The organism is Collinsella sp. AM43-1 (assembly GCF_003467925.1).
GTDB lineage: Bacteria > Actinomycetota > Coriobacteriia > Coriobacteriales > Coriobacteriaceae > Collinsella.
Map to the genome: position 1 here is coordinate 22,181 of NZ_QSFR01000006.1, position 13,441 is coordinate 35,621.

10 protein-coding genes are annotated in these 13,441 nt (G+C 61.0%); all 10 read right to left on the minus strand.

Translation table 11 applies throughout. The features are described from left to right. Positions 1-179: 179 nt before the first annotated feature. Positions 180-710 (minus strand): CinA family protein, encoded by a 531-nt coding sequence (locus DW925_RS03810; protein ID WP_117639874.1) that lies wholly within the window; start codon positions 708-710, stop codon positions 180-182. Between the two features lie 12 nt (positions 711-722). Further along, positions 723-1,271, minus strand: coding sequence for a CDP-diacylglycerol--glycerol-3-phosphate 3-phosphatidyltransferase (pgsA, locus tag DW925_RS03815; RefSeq protein ID WP_231500751.1), 549 nt, complete (start codon positions 1,269-1,271; stop codon positions 723-725). 99 nt (positions 1,272-1,370) lie between these two features. Then, entirely contained in the window at positions 1,371-2,720 is a 1,350-nt protein-coding gene (rimO, locus tag DW925_RS03820) for a 30S ribosomal protein S12 methylthiotransferase RimO (protein WP_117639878.1), read from the minus strand. 27 nt (positions 2,721-2,747) lie between these two features. After that, entirely contained in the window at positions 2,748-3,245 is a 498-nt protein-coding gene (locus DW925_RS03825; protein ID WP_022094699.1) for a YajQ family cyclic di-GMP-binding protein, read from the minus strand. A gap of 26 nt (positions 3,246-3,271) precedes the next feature. Beyond that, positions 3,272-4,783 (minus strand): RodZ family helix-turn-helix domain-containing protein, encoded by a 1,512-nt coding sequence (locus DW925_RS03830; RefSeq protein WP_117790401.1) that lies wholly within the window; start codon positions 4,781-4,783, stop codon positions 3,272-3,274. Beyond that, positions 4,783-7,563: a DNA translocase FtsK gene (locus DW925_RS03835; RefSeq protein WP_233540223.1), complete on the minus strand. Its 2,781-nt coding sequence runs from the start codon at positions 7,561-7,563 to the stop codon at positions 4,783-4,785. Before DW925_RS03835 ends, DW925_RS03830 begins: the two co-directional genes overlap by 1 nt. Position 7,564: 1 nt before the next feature. Continuing rightward, the gene (locus tag DW925_RS03840; RefSeq protein WP_006235967.1) at positions 7,565-9,235 is read right to left on the minus strand and encodes a ribonuclease J; all 1,671 of its coding nucleotides are present in this window, start codon (positions 9,233-9,235) and stop codon (positions 7,565-7,567) included. 639 nt (positions 9,236-9,874) lie between these two features. After that, positions 9,875-12,121: a polyribonucleotide nucleotidyltransferase gene (locus DW925_RS03845; RefSeq protein ID WP_117583200.1), complete on the minus strand. Its 2,247-nt coding sequence runs from the start codon at positions 12,119-12,121 to the stop codon at positions 9,875-9,877. A 149-nt stretch (positions 12,122-12,270) separates the two neighbouring features. Beyond that, a complete protein-coding gene (rpsO, locus tag DW925_RS03850) occupies positions 12,271-12,549 on the minus strand; it encodes a 30S ribosomal protein S15 (RefSeq protein ID WP_035138510.1) in 279 nt (92 codons plus the stop codon). A 138-nt stretch (positions 12,550-12,687) separates the two neighbouring features. Next, on the minus strand, positions 12,688-13,437 hold the full coding sequence (gene recO / locus DW925_RS03855) for a DNA repair protein RecO (RefSeq protein WP_117629181.1): 750 nt from the start codon (positions 13,435-13,437) through the stop codon (positions 12,688-12,690). Between the last annotated feature and the right edge of the window lie 4 nt (positions 13,438-13,441).

Below are 13,441 nucleotides of genomic sequence, written 5' to 3' on the forward strand. Positions count from 1 at the left end.
GCAGGCAGTCTTTCCAAAACCCAACCAAACGCCGACCAAACACTGACCAAATGCTTGACCACAAAGGGGCAAATAAGAACAAGAAAGGCAAAAATACACCTATGACCAGCGCAAACGCTAAATTCGTCAGGGGTCCCTATCTCCACAATTAAGGGGCCCGAAGGCCCCTTAAAACACGTCTATTCCATAGAGTTGAGCACAAGGGCAATGCGTCCCAATGCCTCCGCGACCGCATGGGCACGAACACACGAACGGTCGCCCTCATAGTGGCAGCGCACAGAGTCCACGACCGGCACTTCCCCATCAGCCGCGCGATACGCCCAGCCAATATAGAAAGTGCCAGCCGGATCGTCCTCAGTGCCGCCGCCGGGGCCGGCATAACCCGTTGCGCTCACTGCAATATCGCTCTGGTACAGCTCCAGCGAACCCGCCGCCATCTCGCGCGCGGTCTGATGCGACACCGCGGTATAGCGGTCGAGCGTCTCCTGATCAACACCCAAAACGCGATGCTTGATCTCATCGCAGTAGGTCACCGCACCGCCACGCAGCACCGCCGAGGCGCCCGGGATATCGGCAATCGTCGAGGCGATCATACCTGCTGTCAGCGACTCAGCCGTCGAAACCGTCACGCCCCGAGCGCTCGCGCGCTCGACAATATGACGCGCCAGCTCCTCGTTATGTGCAGAGATCTGCTCAAAAGAGTCCGTCATACCCACCAGAACCTAGACCGAAAAGACGATCTTGCGGCAGTTCCAGAAGTACTGGGCGCCCGAGATAACGGTCAGGACAACGGCAACGGCGTACAGGAAGCGCGACACCGAGTAGATGCCGAGCGTCAGCGCCAGCGGGCCAAGGTGCAAGCCGGCCATAGCAAAGACGCACAGGTAACCGCAGATGGAGACCATCGTGGTCGCCGTCTTGTACTTGCCAAGCTTATCGGCGGCAACGACCACGCCGGCGGCACTCGCGACCATGCGAAGGGCGCTCACCAGAAGCTCACGGAACAGGATAATGAACACGGACCACACGGTCACAGCGCCAAAATCCAAGAACAGCAGCAGAGCCGAGAACACCAGCAGCTTATCGGCAATGGGGTCCAAGAATTTACCGAAGTCGGTAATCTCATTGCGCGAACGCGCCAGATAACCGTCGACCTTATCGGTGCACGACAGGATCACATACAGAATGAAGGCAGCGGCGGCGAGCGGGCCGTCGAAGGTGCTCCAATCTGTACCGGCAACACTCGTGTGAGAAAGCGCCGACACGATCATGAACACCGGGATAAAGACGATGCGAACGCACGTCACGATGTTGGCGGGCGTCCAAACACTCGTCAGTTCCTTATTGCTCTCGTTTGCCACGATGCTCTCCTACTCCACAACATGGCCGATAAGCTCATAGCAGAAGCTATCGGTAAACTCGACCGTCAGAATATCGCCCACGGACGCCTCACTGGCGTCCAAGTGCACCGCGCCATCCGAATCGGGCGCCTGGAACCAAGCATGGCCGATCAGCTCGGCGCCGTCCTCGGTCTCCTCGATGCCGTCGACAATCACCTGGGCGCGCTCGCCCACATGTGCGGCGGTGGCGGCAAAACCGAGCGACTCGGCCAGGTCCATGGCCTCCTGGGCGCGCTCGAGCTTGACCTCCTCATCGACCTGACCCTCCATCTTAGCGGCCAGGCTGCCCTCCTCCTGCGAGTAGGCAAAGACACTCGTGTAGTCAAAGCCGACGGTGTCCATAAAGTCGATAAGGTCGCGGAACTCGTCGTCGGTCTCGGTCGGGAAGCCGACCATGGCCGTGGAACGGATCACGATGCCGGGGATACGCTCACGCAGATCGCGGAACAGGTCCTCGAGCTCCTGGCGCGAACCAGAACGGCGCATAGCCTTGAGGATGCGCGCGTCGCAGTGCTGCACGGGGATATCGATATAGGGCAGCACCTCGGGCATATCGCGAATCGTATCGATAAGCTCGTCGGTCATGCCCTCGGGCTGCAGATAGAGCACGCGGACCCAGACGTTGTGCGGGCGCACGGCCTCGGCGACGGCATGCAGCAGCTGCGCCAGATTGCGCGGCGAGCCATCGGTGGCGTCTTCGTCGGCAAAGTCGGTGCCCCAAATACCCGTGTCCTGGCCGATCAGCACGATCTCGCGCACACCGCCGGCAACCAGGTCGCGTACCTCGGAGATAATGCTCTCGGCATTGCGCGAGTGATAACGACCGCGGATATACGGGATCATGCAGAAGCTGCAGAAGCGGTTGCAGCCATCGGAAATCTTGACGTAAGCAACGGCGCCCTCGACAGTGCGCTTGACTTGCGGAATATAGGCAGCGATCTCACGCTCGACACCCAGCACGCCATCGATGACCGCCACGACGCCGTCCTCCTCGTCGGCCTTCACAAAGGCAGCGACCTCGGGCAGCTCGTCAGGCAGGTCGTCGCCATAGCGCGACGGCACACAGCCGCACATGACGATGGGACAAGAACGAACGCCGTCCTGAACCTCGTTGGCGAGCTCGAGCGTGGTCTCGATGCTCTCGGACGTTGCGGAGGCGAGGAACGAGCATGTATTGACGATGGCGATATCGGCATCCTGTGGGTCGAATGCCTCCTCGTAGCCCGCGGCGGTCAAAAGAGAACGCATGCGGTCGGTGTCAACCTCGTTCTTAGCGCACCCGAGGGTGATGTAGAGCACGGAGCCCAACGGTGTATCCATGTTGGAGAGCAGTCCTTTCGAATGATATTAGCGGTAGTTGGTGAACTGCAGCGGCTGGCCGTAGTCCTGGTCGCGCAGGAACTGGATCACGGTCTGCAACGCGTCCTTCGAAGCAGAGGAAACACGCAGCTTATCGGCCTCGATAGTCACCTTGACCTTGAGCTTTTGGTCCTTGATGTCCTTGTTGATCTTCTTGGCGGTCGCCTGGTCGATACCCTCGACGATATGGCCGAGCACGCGCACGGTGCCGCCCGAGGCAGCCTGAGGCGCATCCCAGGAGACAGCCTTGAGGTCGATGCCGCGCTTGATGAGCTTGGAGCTCAGCACGTCGATAATCTGCTTGGAGACAAAGTCGGCCGGGGCGTTGATCGTAAAGAGCTTGTCGCCCTTCGAAAGCTCGATCGTGGCGCCGGAATCCTTCAGGTCATAGCGCTGGGAAATCTCGCGCGTGGTTTGCTGGAAGGCGTTGTCGACCTCTTGCATGTTGACCTCGGACACGACGTCGAAGCTGGAATCTTTAGCCATGATGTTTCCTTTCGCGTACGAGCGACTTAGTAGCTATCGTACGAATAGTCGGTAGAATCGGTGGACGTCTGGCCGTCAGTTGCGGTATCGGCGCCATCCGTGGACTGGGCATCGGTGCCGTCGGTGGTGTCGGTACCATCGGTGGTGTCGGTACCATCAGAACTTTCACCATTCTCGGAACCAGTCGTCTCCTTCTTGGGAACGGTGATCGTCACACGCGCCACGCCCGAGGTCTTGGTATCGTAACGGACCTTTTCGCCGTTCTTGGTAACGGTGACATCGGAAGGCTTGGACGTGGTGATCTCGATCGAGGACTCAGGCGTGTACTCCTGCTCAAAGGGGCCAGTCGCCTGGGCGCCATAGACCGACTTGCCATCGACCTTGACCTCAATCCACGCGGTCTTTCCCTTGGCAACGGAGACCTTGACCTTCGTTGCCTCGTTCTCTTCCTTTTTAGCCGTCGTCTTGGTGGCGTCCGAACCGGTCGACTCATCCGTCGCCTCATCGGTGTCTTCGTCCTCGTCGACCGTTTCGGTCTTCTTAGAAGACTTCTTGGTCGTCGTCTTGGTAGCAGCAGGCGTCTCGGGCGTGGTTTCGGGCGTCGAAGATGCGCAGCCGCGCAGAAGTACCACGATGAGCACGATCAGCAGCAGCGCCACGGCACCGATGCCAGCGTAGACGATACGCGGATCGAGCCCGTTGTTTTGAGGAGTACGAGATCCGCCGCGTCCACGACTGGAACTGCTGCGGCCGCCTCCCTGAGGCATACGACCACGATTGCTATCGGAACGGCCACGATAGCCACCCTGGCCCTGAAGGCCGCGCTGACCCGAGCGGGGCGCAAGTTCACCGCGGCCTTGATAGCCACGCTGGCCCGAACGCGGAGCCGAAGGGCGCTGGCCACACGGCTGAGATTGAGAGCGAAGACGCGGCGTCACCTGCGTGGTATCGGCATCCGCATAGCCACCGCGAGAGCGTCCCGTAGAGGCACCACGGTAACCGCGATCGGAATAGCCGCCGTCGCCGTAGCCGGCACGAGGGTCACGCGCCACGCCGCGGGCAGCGGGAAGTGCACGGTCCTCGGGCATCGGCGTACTGCGGAACCGGTCACGCTGTGAGCGAATTTCCTCGCCAGAACCCGTCTCGGTAATATAACCGGCCTGCTGAGGACGCTGTCCATAACGGGTCGAACGACCGCCCTGAACCATCAGGAAGCGCCCGTTATCGACCGAGGAACGCGAATTGACGTAGCCGGCGGCGTCCTGAAAACGACCGCCCTGCTGCGACGTCTCGCGTTCGTATGCCATCAGGTCGTCAAAGTAGGCATTGACGACCTCGCGCGGATTGAGGCCCAAAAAGCGAGCATAGCTCGAAATCATGCCCTGCGCATAGCCGCGCGGCGGCATCGAAGCAAAGTTACCGGTCTCGAAAAACTCGATGATCTGCGGCCTGATTTTGATGGTGTTGGCGACCTGCTGAATAGAAAGGCCCATTCGGCGACGCTGCTCAAGCAGCATGTCACCAAAGCGTGCAGCCATCAGAATCCTCCAAACTCACGATCTTCACGTGCCATCTCGGCGTCGATAGATTCCAGCGCGGCAAGCCCCTCCTCGTCCAACAGGACCTCACGCGGCTTGGAACCGTCGGGCGGACCGACGACACCCTTTTCTTCCAGCATGTCCATAATACGCCCGGCACGCGCATAGCCAACCTTCAGGCGGCGTTGCAGGCCAGATGTGGAGCCAAGCTGCGAATCCACCACAATATGGGCGGCTTCCCAGATGAGTGGATCATCGTCTTGTGGCTCGGCGACTCCGGTGCGGACAATGCCGCCGCTACCCGCCATGGACATGGAAGCGGGCGCCACGGCAGACAGGATCTCCTCGTGGTAGTCGGGCTCGCTCTGCGACTTGACGAACTCGACAATCTCGTTGATCTCGTCGTCCGAGACAAAGCAGCCCTGGATACGGCGGGGCTTGCCCCAGTCGACCTTTGAGAACAGCATATCGCCCAAACCGGTGAGCTTCTCGGCGCCCATCTGGTCGATGATGACGCGCGAGTCGATGCCCGTGGCGACGTTAAAGGCAATGCGGTTGGTGATGTTGGCCTTGATGAGACCGGTCACCACGTTGGAGCTAGGGCGCTGCGTGGCCACGATAAGGTGGATACCGGCGGCACGGCCCAGCTGAGCAATACGCACGATCGAGGCCTCGACATCCTTACCGGCGACCATCATCAGGTCCGAGAGCTCGTCAATGATGATGACCAGGTAGGGCATCTTTTGCGGCGGGTTGTCGTAATGCTCAAACTCGCCGGCGGCCTGCTTTTCGTTGTAGGTCGAGATCTTACGCACGTTAAGGCGTTCGAAGACCTTCAGACGACGCTCCATCTCGGACACGGCCCATTGCAGAGCGCTCGCGGCCTGCTTGGGCTCGGTCACTACAGGCACGTAAAGATGCGGCAGACCGTTATAGCCCGCAAGCTCGACGCGCTTGGGGTCGACCATGATCAGGCGAACGTCCTCGGGAAGGGCGCGCATGAGCAAGGTCGTGATGATGGAGTTGATCATGACCGACTTACCGGAACCCGTGGTACCGGCGATCAGCAGGTGGGGCATCTTGGCAAGGTCGGCGACGACCGGCGTACCCTCGGCATCTCGACCGATGGCGAGCTCGAGCGGACCGCCCTTCACATAGGGAAGCACGTCGCCCAGGTTGACGTTCTGGCGCTTGCGATTGGGGATCTCGATACCCACAAGCGAGGTGCCGGGGATCGGGGCAAAGATACGCACCGACTGGGCAGCAAGCGATAGCGCGATATCGTCCTCGAGGCTCGAAATCTTGCTCACGCGCTCGCCCTCGCCAGGTTGCAGCTTAAAGGTCGTCACCGTGGGGCCGGCGATCCAGCCGACTACGCGGGCACTACGACCAAACTCCAGCAAGGTGGACTGAAGCGACTCGGCAGTCTGTTCCAGCTCCTTGTCCGAAGATGCGGCAGAAGCGGACTGAGGGTTTGCATGCAGGATTTCGAGCGGCGGAAGCTTAAGGCCGTCCTCTTCTTCGCCCTCGTTATCCGCGGGGGCATTGTCCGCTCCCCCATCGCTCGAAGTAGACGCCTCGGCAGCGCTCGCAACAGACGCATCGGCAACCTTGGGATGCTTGAGGAAATCAGGAATTTGAGGGGCGGCCGAGACGGGATTCACGGCAAACGGCGGCTCGGACTCGTCGACCTTGTCCGGATCGTCCTCCATCGAAAGCTGGCCGGTCACCTGGCCGCGCCTGGCATGGCGACGCGGCAGCAAGGTCGTCTTGGCAGTCTCGATCGGAGCCTCGTCGTCCTCGTCATCGCCCTCGGTAAGCTCAATCTCGCTCTCGGACCAAGACGGGTCGGGTTCACTCGTATTGAGCTTGGGAGCCGTCTTGCTCTTCTTGGCATGACGGCGCGGCAGCAGCGTCGTCTTGGCGCGCTCGGCCTCCACGGCATCGGACACGTCGACAAACGGATCCTCGTCCTCGTCGTCATCGTCCAAAACCAGGTCATCATCGTTGCCCATCACCGTGGTCACGGCCATATCGGAGCCCTTTTGACGAAGAATGCTCAGGTGCGGACGGGCAACGCCGGGCACCGACAGGGCTTCGTCGTCACCCCACGGACTCGCGTTGACGTCGGCACGACGGCGCTCGGCAAAATCGGCCGCACGGTCGCGGGCAGAGCGCAAAACGCCGCCCACCGAAAAGCCGATGATGACAAAGCCAACGACGGCCAGACCCAATAGGACCACCATTGCGATAGGCTTACCCAGGGCATTCTGCAATGCACTCGCAATAAACGCACCGATGTAGCCACCCGAGGCGGACAGGTTTTGCAGCGTGAACATAAGGTCGCACGAGTCGCTCGTACCCGGCACCATCAGCGAAAGAATGGAGACGACGGCGATAAAGACCACGGCACCGCCCGCAACAGAGCGCACGTTGAGCGGCGAATCCTCGCCTAAAAAGAGCGTGGCGGCAAACAGCAAAATGACAATCGGCAGCACGTAGGCGCCCAGACCAAAGCCCAGGTGGTAGAAACCGGCAACCGCAGCCGTAACGGGTGCGGTCGCCGGCGAAATCACGGCAATGAAGGACGCAATCGCCAAAACGGCAATGACCACGCCGGCGATATCGCGGTTGGCCGAAGGCTCGACCAGGGGCTCAAAATCGTCGAAGTCGGCCTCGTGACCTTTATTGGCACGAAGATGGGAACCGGCACCCTTAGCAGATGCCGGTTGGTTGTTGGCTTTATTGCCTTTGGCGTTTTGTGCAGATCCGCGCGCCAAACTAAACCTCCATGACGACCGGGATGATCATCGGACGAGTGCGCGTACGGCTCCAGATAAAGTTAGAGAGTGAGTCGCGCACGGCCTTGCGAATGGCATCGGAACCGCTGCTCGTAAAGCTGAACTTGCCCTTCTCGATCGTCTTCATGATGGACGCGGAGGCATCCTCAGAGAACTGGTCGTCGATGGCAAACGAGACGCCGCGGCCCGAGAACTCGATGGCCTCGATCTTCTTGTGTTTAAGCGAGACGATGGCAACAGCGGTAACCATACCGTCATTGGCGAGCTTCTGACGATCGCGCAAGACGATGGGGTCGGTATCGCCGATACGAAGGCCGTCGACGTAGACGACGCCGGACTCGACGGGCGTACCGCGCTTGACGATACCGCCGCGCATCTCGAGCGTGTCGCCGTTATCGAGGATAAAGATATGATCGTCCTTGATGCCCATCTTGCGGGCAAGCTGGGCATGGGCGCGCAGATGCACGGCCTCACCGTGAACCGGCATAAAGTACGTGGGCTTGGCCATGGCCATCAGGAGCTTGAGCTCCTCCTGGCTACCGTGGCCCGAGACGTGGACAAGAGCGCGGTTCTTATCCCACACGTCGCAGCCGAGCTTGGCCAGGCTGTTGACGACCTGCTGGACGGCTTTCTCGTTGCCGGGAACGGGAGTTGCCGAGAGGATGACGGTATCGCCCTCGTGGATAGAGAGCGTCTTGTGCTCGCCATTGGCCATGCGGGACAGGGCCGACAGCGGCTCGCCCTGCGAACCGGTGCACATGACGACGATCTTGTCGTCGGGCAGGTTATCGATATCGAAGGCATCGATGATATCGGCATCGTCGATGTTGAGGTAGCCCAGCTCGCGCGCGACGCGGGTGTTGGTGAGCATGGAACGACCGGTCACAACGACCTTACGACCGCACTTGCGGGCGGCATCGCAGATCTGCTGCAAACGATGGATATGGCTCGAGAACGAAGCGACGAACACGCGACCCGGGGCGTTCTTGATGGCATGTAGCAGGTTGGGACCAACCTCGGCCTCGGACTTGGTAAAGCCGGGAACCGTGGCATTGGTGGAGTCGGACAGCAACAGGTCGATGCCCTGCTTGGCAAAGCGGCTGATAGCGGCATAGTCGGGCGTGACGCCGTCGATGGGCGTCTGGTCGAGCTTAAAGTCGCCGGTGTGCATAACGGTGCCCTGATTGGTGCGGATGAACACGCCCAGAGCGCCGGGGATGGAGTGCGTCATCGAGAAGAAGTCGAGCGAGATGCCGCCGAGGTTGACATGGCTGCCGCCCTTGACCTCGCGGAACTTGGGTGCGCGGATGCGGAACTCAGAAAGCTTACCCTCGATAAAGCCAAGCGTCAGCTTGCTCGAAAAGATGGGCACCTTGTTGTTGAGGTCCTGCAGCAGATACGGAAGCGAACCGGTGTGGTCCTCGTGGCCGTGGGTGACGACGATACCGCGGAGCTTTTCCTCGTTCTCCAAAACATAGGTGTAGTCGGGAAGCACCAGGTCGATACCGGGCTGGGAGTCATCCGGGAACATGAGGCCGGCGTCGACGAGCACCATGTCGTCGCCGCACTCGAAGACCGTCATGTTCTTGCCGATGCCGTCAAGGCCGCCGAGCGGGATGATCTTCAAGGGAGATGATTTTTTAGCTGCCATAGGTTAGTGTTGTTTCCTTTCTTCGAAACGGGTCTGAAACAACCGACGGGGCGCTTCTGGCAAACCGACCGTCGGGAACGTACAAATATGCATCGCAGAGTCGATGCAATAACCACAGTATGATACCCATTTGCACAACAACAGACCACCCATGCATCAAAGCCCCATCTGAACTGGTCTATCCCGCCGGTTTCCCGTGGGGCGGGCGCTGATGAAGTTTCCTGCTCTACAGTCCTGCTCACGACGGAGGCCACATTAAGTGGCCTCCTGTTCGTGCGGAACTCGCGATAAACTTCATCAGCGCCCGCCCCACGGGAAACCTGCCAAAAAGGGACAGGTTTGTTTTGGTCGGTTTTATCTGGGAAGATGCTGCTGCGGCTATCTACAGATCTGAAATCTGACTACTGAATAGACTGTCTAGCTAAATAGCGAGCGGCACTAACCAGCCCTTTTGCTTGCGACCGGGAGGGGCGCATATGAAGTTTATCGCGAGTTCCGCACGCAAAGGAAAGCACTTAATGTGCTTTCCGTCTTGCGCAGGACTGTAGAGCAGGAAACTTCATATGCGGCCCTCCCGGGCGCAAACAAAAGGGCGACCCCTTAGGAGTCGCCCTTGCATGAGCTGCTTATGTACGGCTGTTACTCGGCGTCGTGGTGACGGCGGGGCTTGCGGCCTCCGTTGTCACCGGGACGGCGCGGACGGTCGCTGCGCTCGGAACGCTCGCGACGCGGACGCTCACGGCGCTGGAAGTGCTCGCCGTCGCCCTCGGAGGAACCCTCGGCGCGAGCCGGGGCCTCGGGCTTATCCAGACGATCGAGCGAAATCTTGCCGCGGTCATCGACTTCGATGACGACGACCTTGACCTCGTCGCCCACATTGAGGACGTCCTCGACCTTCTCCACGCGGCCCTTGGCGACGCGGGAGATGTGCAGCAGGCCGTCCTTACCGGGCAGCAGGTTGACGAAGGCGCCGAAGGGCTGGATGGAGACCACGCGACCGGTGTACTCCTCGCCCGGCTCGGGAACCTTGATGATGAGCTTGATGCGCTCGACGGCCTGGTCCACGGACTCGCCGGTGCCGCCGACAAAGACGGTGCCGTCCTCCTGGATGTCGACCGAAGCGCCGGTCTCGTCCTGAATACCGCGGATGACCTTACCGCCGGAACCGATGACGTCGCGGATCTTGTCGGTCGGGACCTGGATGGAGACGATGCGCGGAGCGGTGCTGCGTGTGGTGTGGCGCGGCTCGGGGATCACATCGAGCATCTTCTGCAGGATGAAGGCGCGACCCTCCTTGGCCTGCTGCAGGGCGCGGGCCAGGATGTCGAAGGTGAGGCCGGTGGCCTTGTTGTCCATCTGCAGGGCGGTGATGCCCTCGGTGGTGCCGGTGACCTTAAAGTCCATGTCGCCCAGGAAGTCCTCGAGACCCTGGATGTCGGACAGGACCACGGTCTTACCCTCCTCCTGGATCAGGCCCATGGCGATACCGGAGACCGGGCGCTTAATGGGCACGCCGCCGTCCATAAGGGCGAGCGTGGAGCCGCAGGTCGAAGCCATCGAAGAGGAGCCGTTGGACTCCATGACCTCGGAGACGACGCGGATGGCGTAGGGGAACTCGTTCTCGTCGGGAAGCACCGGAAGCAGAGCGCGCTCTGCCAGATTGCCGTGACCGATCTCGCGACGCTTGGGGCTGCCCATGCGGCCGGTCTCGCCGGTGCAGAACGGCGGGAAGTTGTAGTGGTGCATGTAGCGCTTACCCTCGGTGGGCTCGATGGTATCCAGACGCTGGCCCTCGTTGAGCATGCCGAGCGACAGGACGGAGAGCACCTGGGTCTGGCCGCGCTGGAACAGACCGGAGCCGTGAACGAGCGGCAGGTAGTTGTCCTTCACCATGATGGGACGGATCTCGTCGGCGGCACGGCCGTCGACGCGCTCGCCGGTCTCGACGACCATAGTGCGCATGGCCTTCTTCTCGAGCTTCTTGAGCGCCACGGGGATCTCGCGCTCCCAAGCAGCCTGCTCCTCCTCGGTGAACTCGGCGCGGATGGACTCCTTCAGAGCCTCGACCTTGCCGATACGGGAGAGCTTGTCGGCGTCGCGCAAGGCGGCTGCCATCTCGTCGTAGTGGGCGAAGATGCGCTCCTGGACCTCCTCGACGGGCTGGTCGAGCGGGTACTCCTTCTTGACGATGGGGCCGTTGACCTGCTCCCACTCGGCGACGAACTCATCCTGAGCCTGGCAGAAAGCAGCGAGGGCCTCCTGGCCAAACTTCATAGCGGCGAGCATGTCGTCCTCGGAGATCTCCTCGGCGCCGGCCTCGACCATCGAGATGAAGTCGGCAGAGCCGCCCAGCTCCAGGTCCAGGTCGGAGTTCTCGCGCTCCTCATAAGTGGGGTTGACGATAAACTCGCCGGTCTCCACGTTGCGGCCGATGCGTACACAGGCAAGCGGACCCTCGAAGGGCACGCCGCCGAGCGTCATGGCCAGGGAAGCACCCATGACGTTGATGACGTCAAAGGGGTTGACCTGGTCGGCGACAAGCGAGGTAGCGACGATGTGCACCTCGTTGCGGAAGCCGTCCGGGAAGCTCGGGCGAATCGGACGGTCGATCATGCGCGCGGTGAGCGTGGCCTTCTCGCTGGGACGGCCCTCACGCTTGAGGTAGCCACCCGGGATGCGGCCGGCAGCGTACATCTTCTCGTTGAAGTCGACGGTCAGCGGGAAGAAGTCATAGTTCTTGCGCTCCTTGGAGACGACCACGGTATCGAGCATCGTGGTGTCGCCCTGCTTGACCAGGCAGGCGCCGGTGGCCTGCTTGGCAAGCTCGCCCGACTCAAAGGTGTAGGTCTTGCCGTACAGCTCAAAGGTCTTGGATACGAGTGTCATTGTTCTCCTTTACCCCACAGGCCCCTTGCCTGCGGGCTTCTCATGTGACGCGGACCCCCTGCCCCCGCCACGCTTCAGAGCGTGATTGTTCGCGCCCTTACACAAAAAGAGCGCCCCGCTGCGCAGGACGCTCTTAGCATGTACAAATCCTACTGGATGTTGTCGCGGATGCCCAGAGCCTTGATGAGCTCACGGTACTCGACGATGTCGTTCTTCTTGATGTAGGAGAGAAGACGACGACGACGACCGACGAGCATGAGCAGACCACGACGGGTGTGGAAGTCCTTCTGATGGGACTTCATATGCTCGGTCAGCTCCTTGATGCGCTCGGACAGGATGGCGACCTGAACCTTGGGGTTGCCGGTGTCGACCGGGGTGTTACCGAACTGGGCAGTCAGCTCCGCCTTGCGCTCTTTGGAAACAGTCATTGTTTCACCTTTCTTTTTGCGTCGCCATCGGGCGACTCGATTCGCCTCGGACTGGGAAGCCGCCGGTGGAGCGAGCAACCAAGGTCGAGGTACCAACAGGTCGGTATGTTACCACAAGCAGCCCGCGCCTGCGCATCATCACCGACCCAACATGAATTCCATCGCACGGAGGCGCTGATCGGTGTGCGTCGCAGCCCAAACATGCGAAAGCCCCAGCAAAAAGGCTGCGGTATGCGGGTCGATTCGCTCGGCCAAAAGCGCATCGAAGGTCATGGACATGAGGGCGCGCAGCCATGCGGCCTCACCGGTCGACACCAGTTCGGCACCTGGAACGCTCGACGCGCACGACCCGCACATGAGGCCGCCCGCCTGGGGCGAAAAATACGACAGCATGGGGTCTCCGCACAGCACGCAGGCCGAAAAATCGGGTCGATAGCCAACGTGCGACAGCAGCTTAAAGACATATGCCGCCACAAGTAGATCCATATGCGCCGTGTCGAGCCCGCTGCCCACCAGGGCAAGCGCTCGCTGCGTTATAGCAAAGGTAAACGGGTCCTCGGCGTCCTCGAACGAGCACACGCGCGCGACCTCGGCGATCGCGCTTGCGGCGCAGGTCGTCTCGTAATCGGGCGCAACGCCGAGCGGCGCCTCCATAAGCTCGGCCTGGGAAACCACGTCGAGTGACCGTCCATGTGCGAGCAGCATATCTACCGTACAGAACAGCTCGCAGCGCGCAGCCAGGCGTCCGCCGGGTTTGCGGGCGCCCTTTGCCACGGCACGAACCTGCCGCCCCCGCTCGTCAAGCATCGTCAAGATCAGGTCGGTCTCTTTGAGCTTGGTCTTGTCGAGCACGAGCACCTTCGTGCGATATGTCCGGGAGCCTGCCATGCGC

Bases quoted from the DNA above. Each gene is read 5' to 3' on its own strand.
- DW925_RS03810 (WP_117639874.1), bottom strand. From the start codon at position 710: ATGACGGACTCTTTTGAGCAGATCTCTGCACATAACGAGGAGCTGGCG.
- pgsA (WP_231500751.1), bottom strand. From the start codon at position 1,271: ATGATCGTGTCGGCGCTTTCTCACACGAGTGTTGCCGGTACAGATTGG.
- rimO (WP_117639878.1), bottom strand. From the start codon at position 2,720: ATGGATACACCGTTGGGCTCCGTGCTCTACATCACCCTCGGGTGCGCT.
- DW925_RS03825 (WP_022094699.1), bottom strand. From the start codon at position 3,245: ATGGCTAAAGATTCCAGCTTCGACGTCGTGTCCGAGGTCAACATGCAA.
- DW925_RS03830 (WP_117790401.1), bottom strand. From the start codon at position 4,783: ATGGCTGCACGCTTTGGTGACATGCTGCTTGAGCAGCGTCGCCGAATG.
- DW925_RS03840 (WP_006235967.1), bottom strand. From the start codon at position 9,235: ATGGCAGCTAAAAAATCATCTCCCTTGAAGATCATCCCGCTCGGCGGC.
- DW925_RS03845 (WP_117583200.1), bottom strand. From the start codon at position 12,121: ATGACACTCGTATCCAAGACCTTTGAGCTGTACGGCAAGACCTACACC.
- rpsO (WP_035138510.1), bottom strand. From the start codon at position 12,549: ATGACTGTTTCCAAAGAGCGCAAGGCGGAGCTGACTGCCCAGTTCGGT.
- recO (WP_117629181.1), bottom strand. From the start codon at position 13,437: ATGGCAGGCTCCCGGACATATCGCACGAAGGTGCTCGTGCTCGACAAG.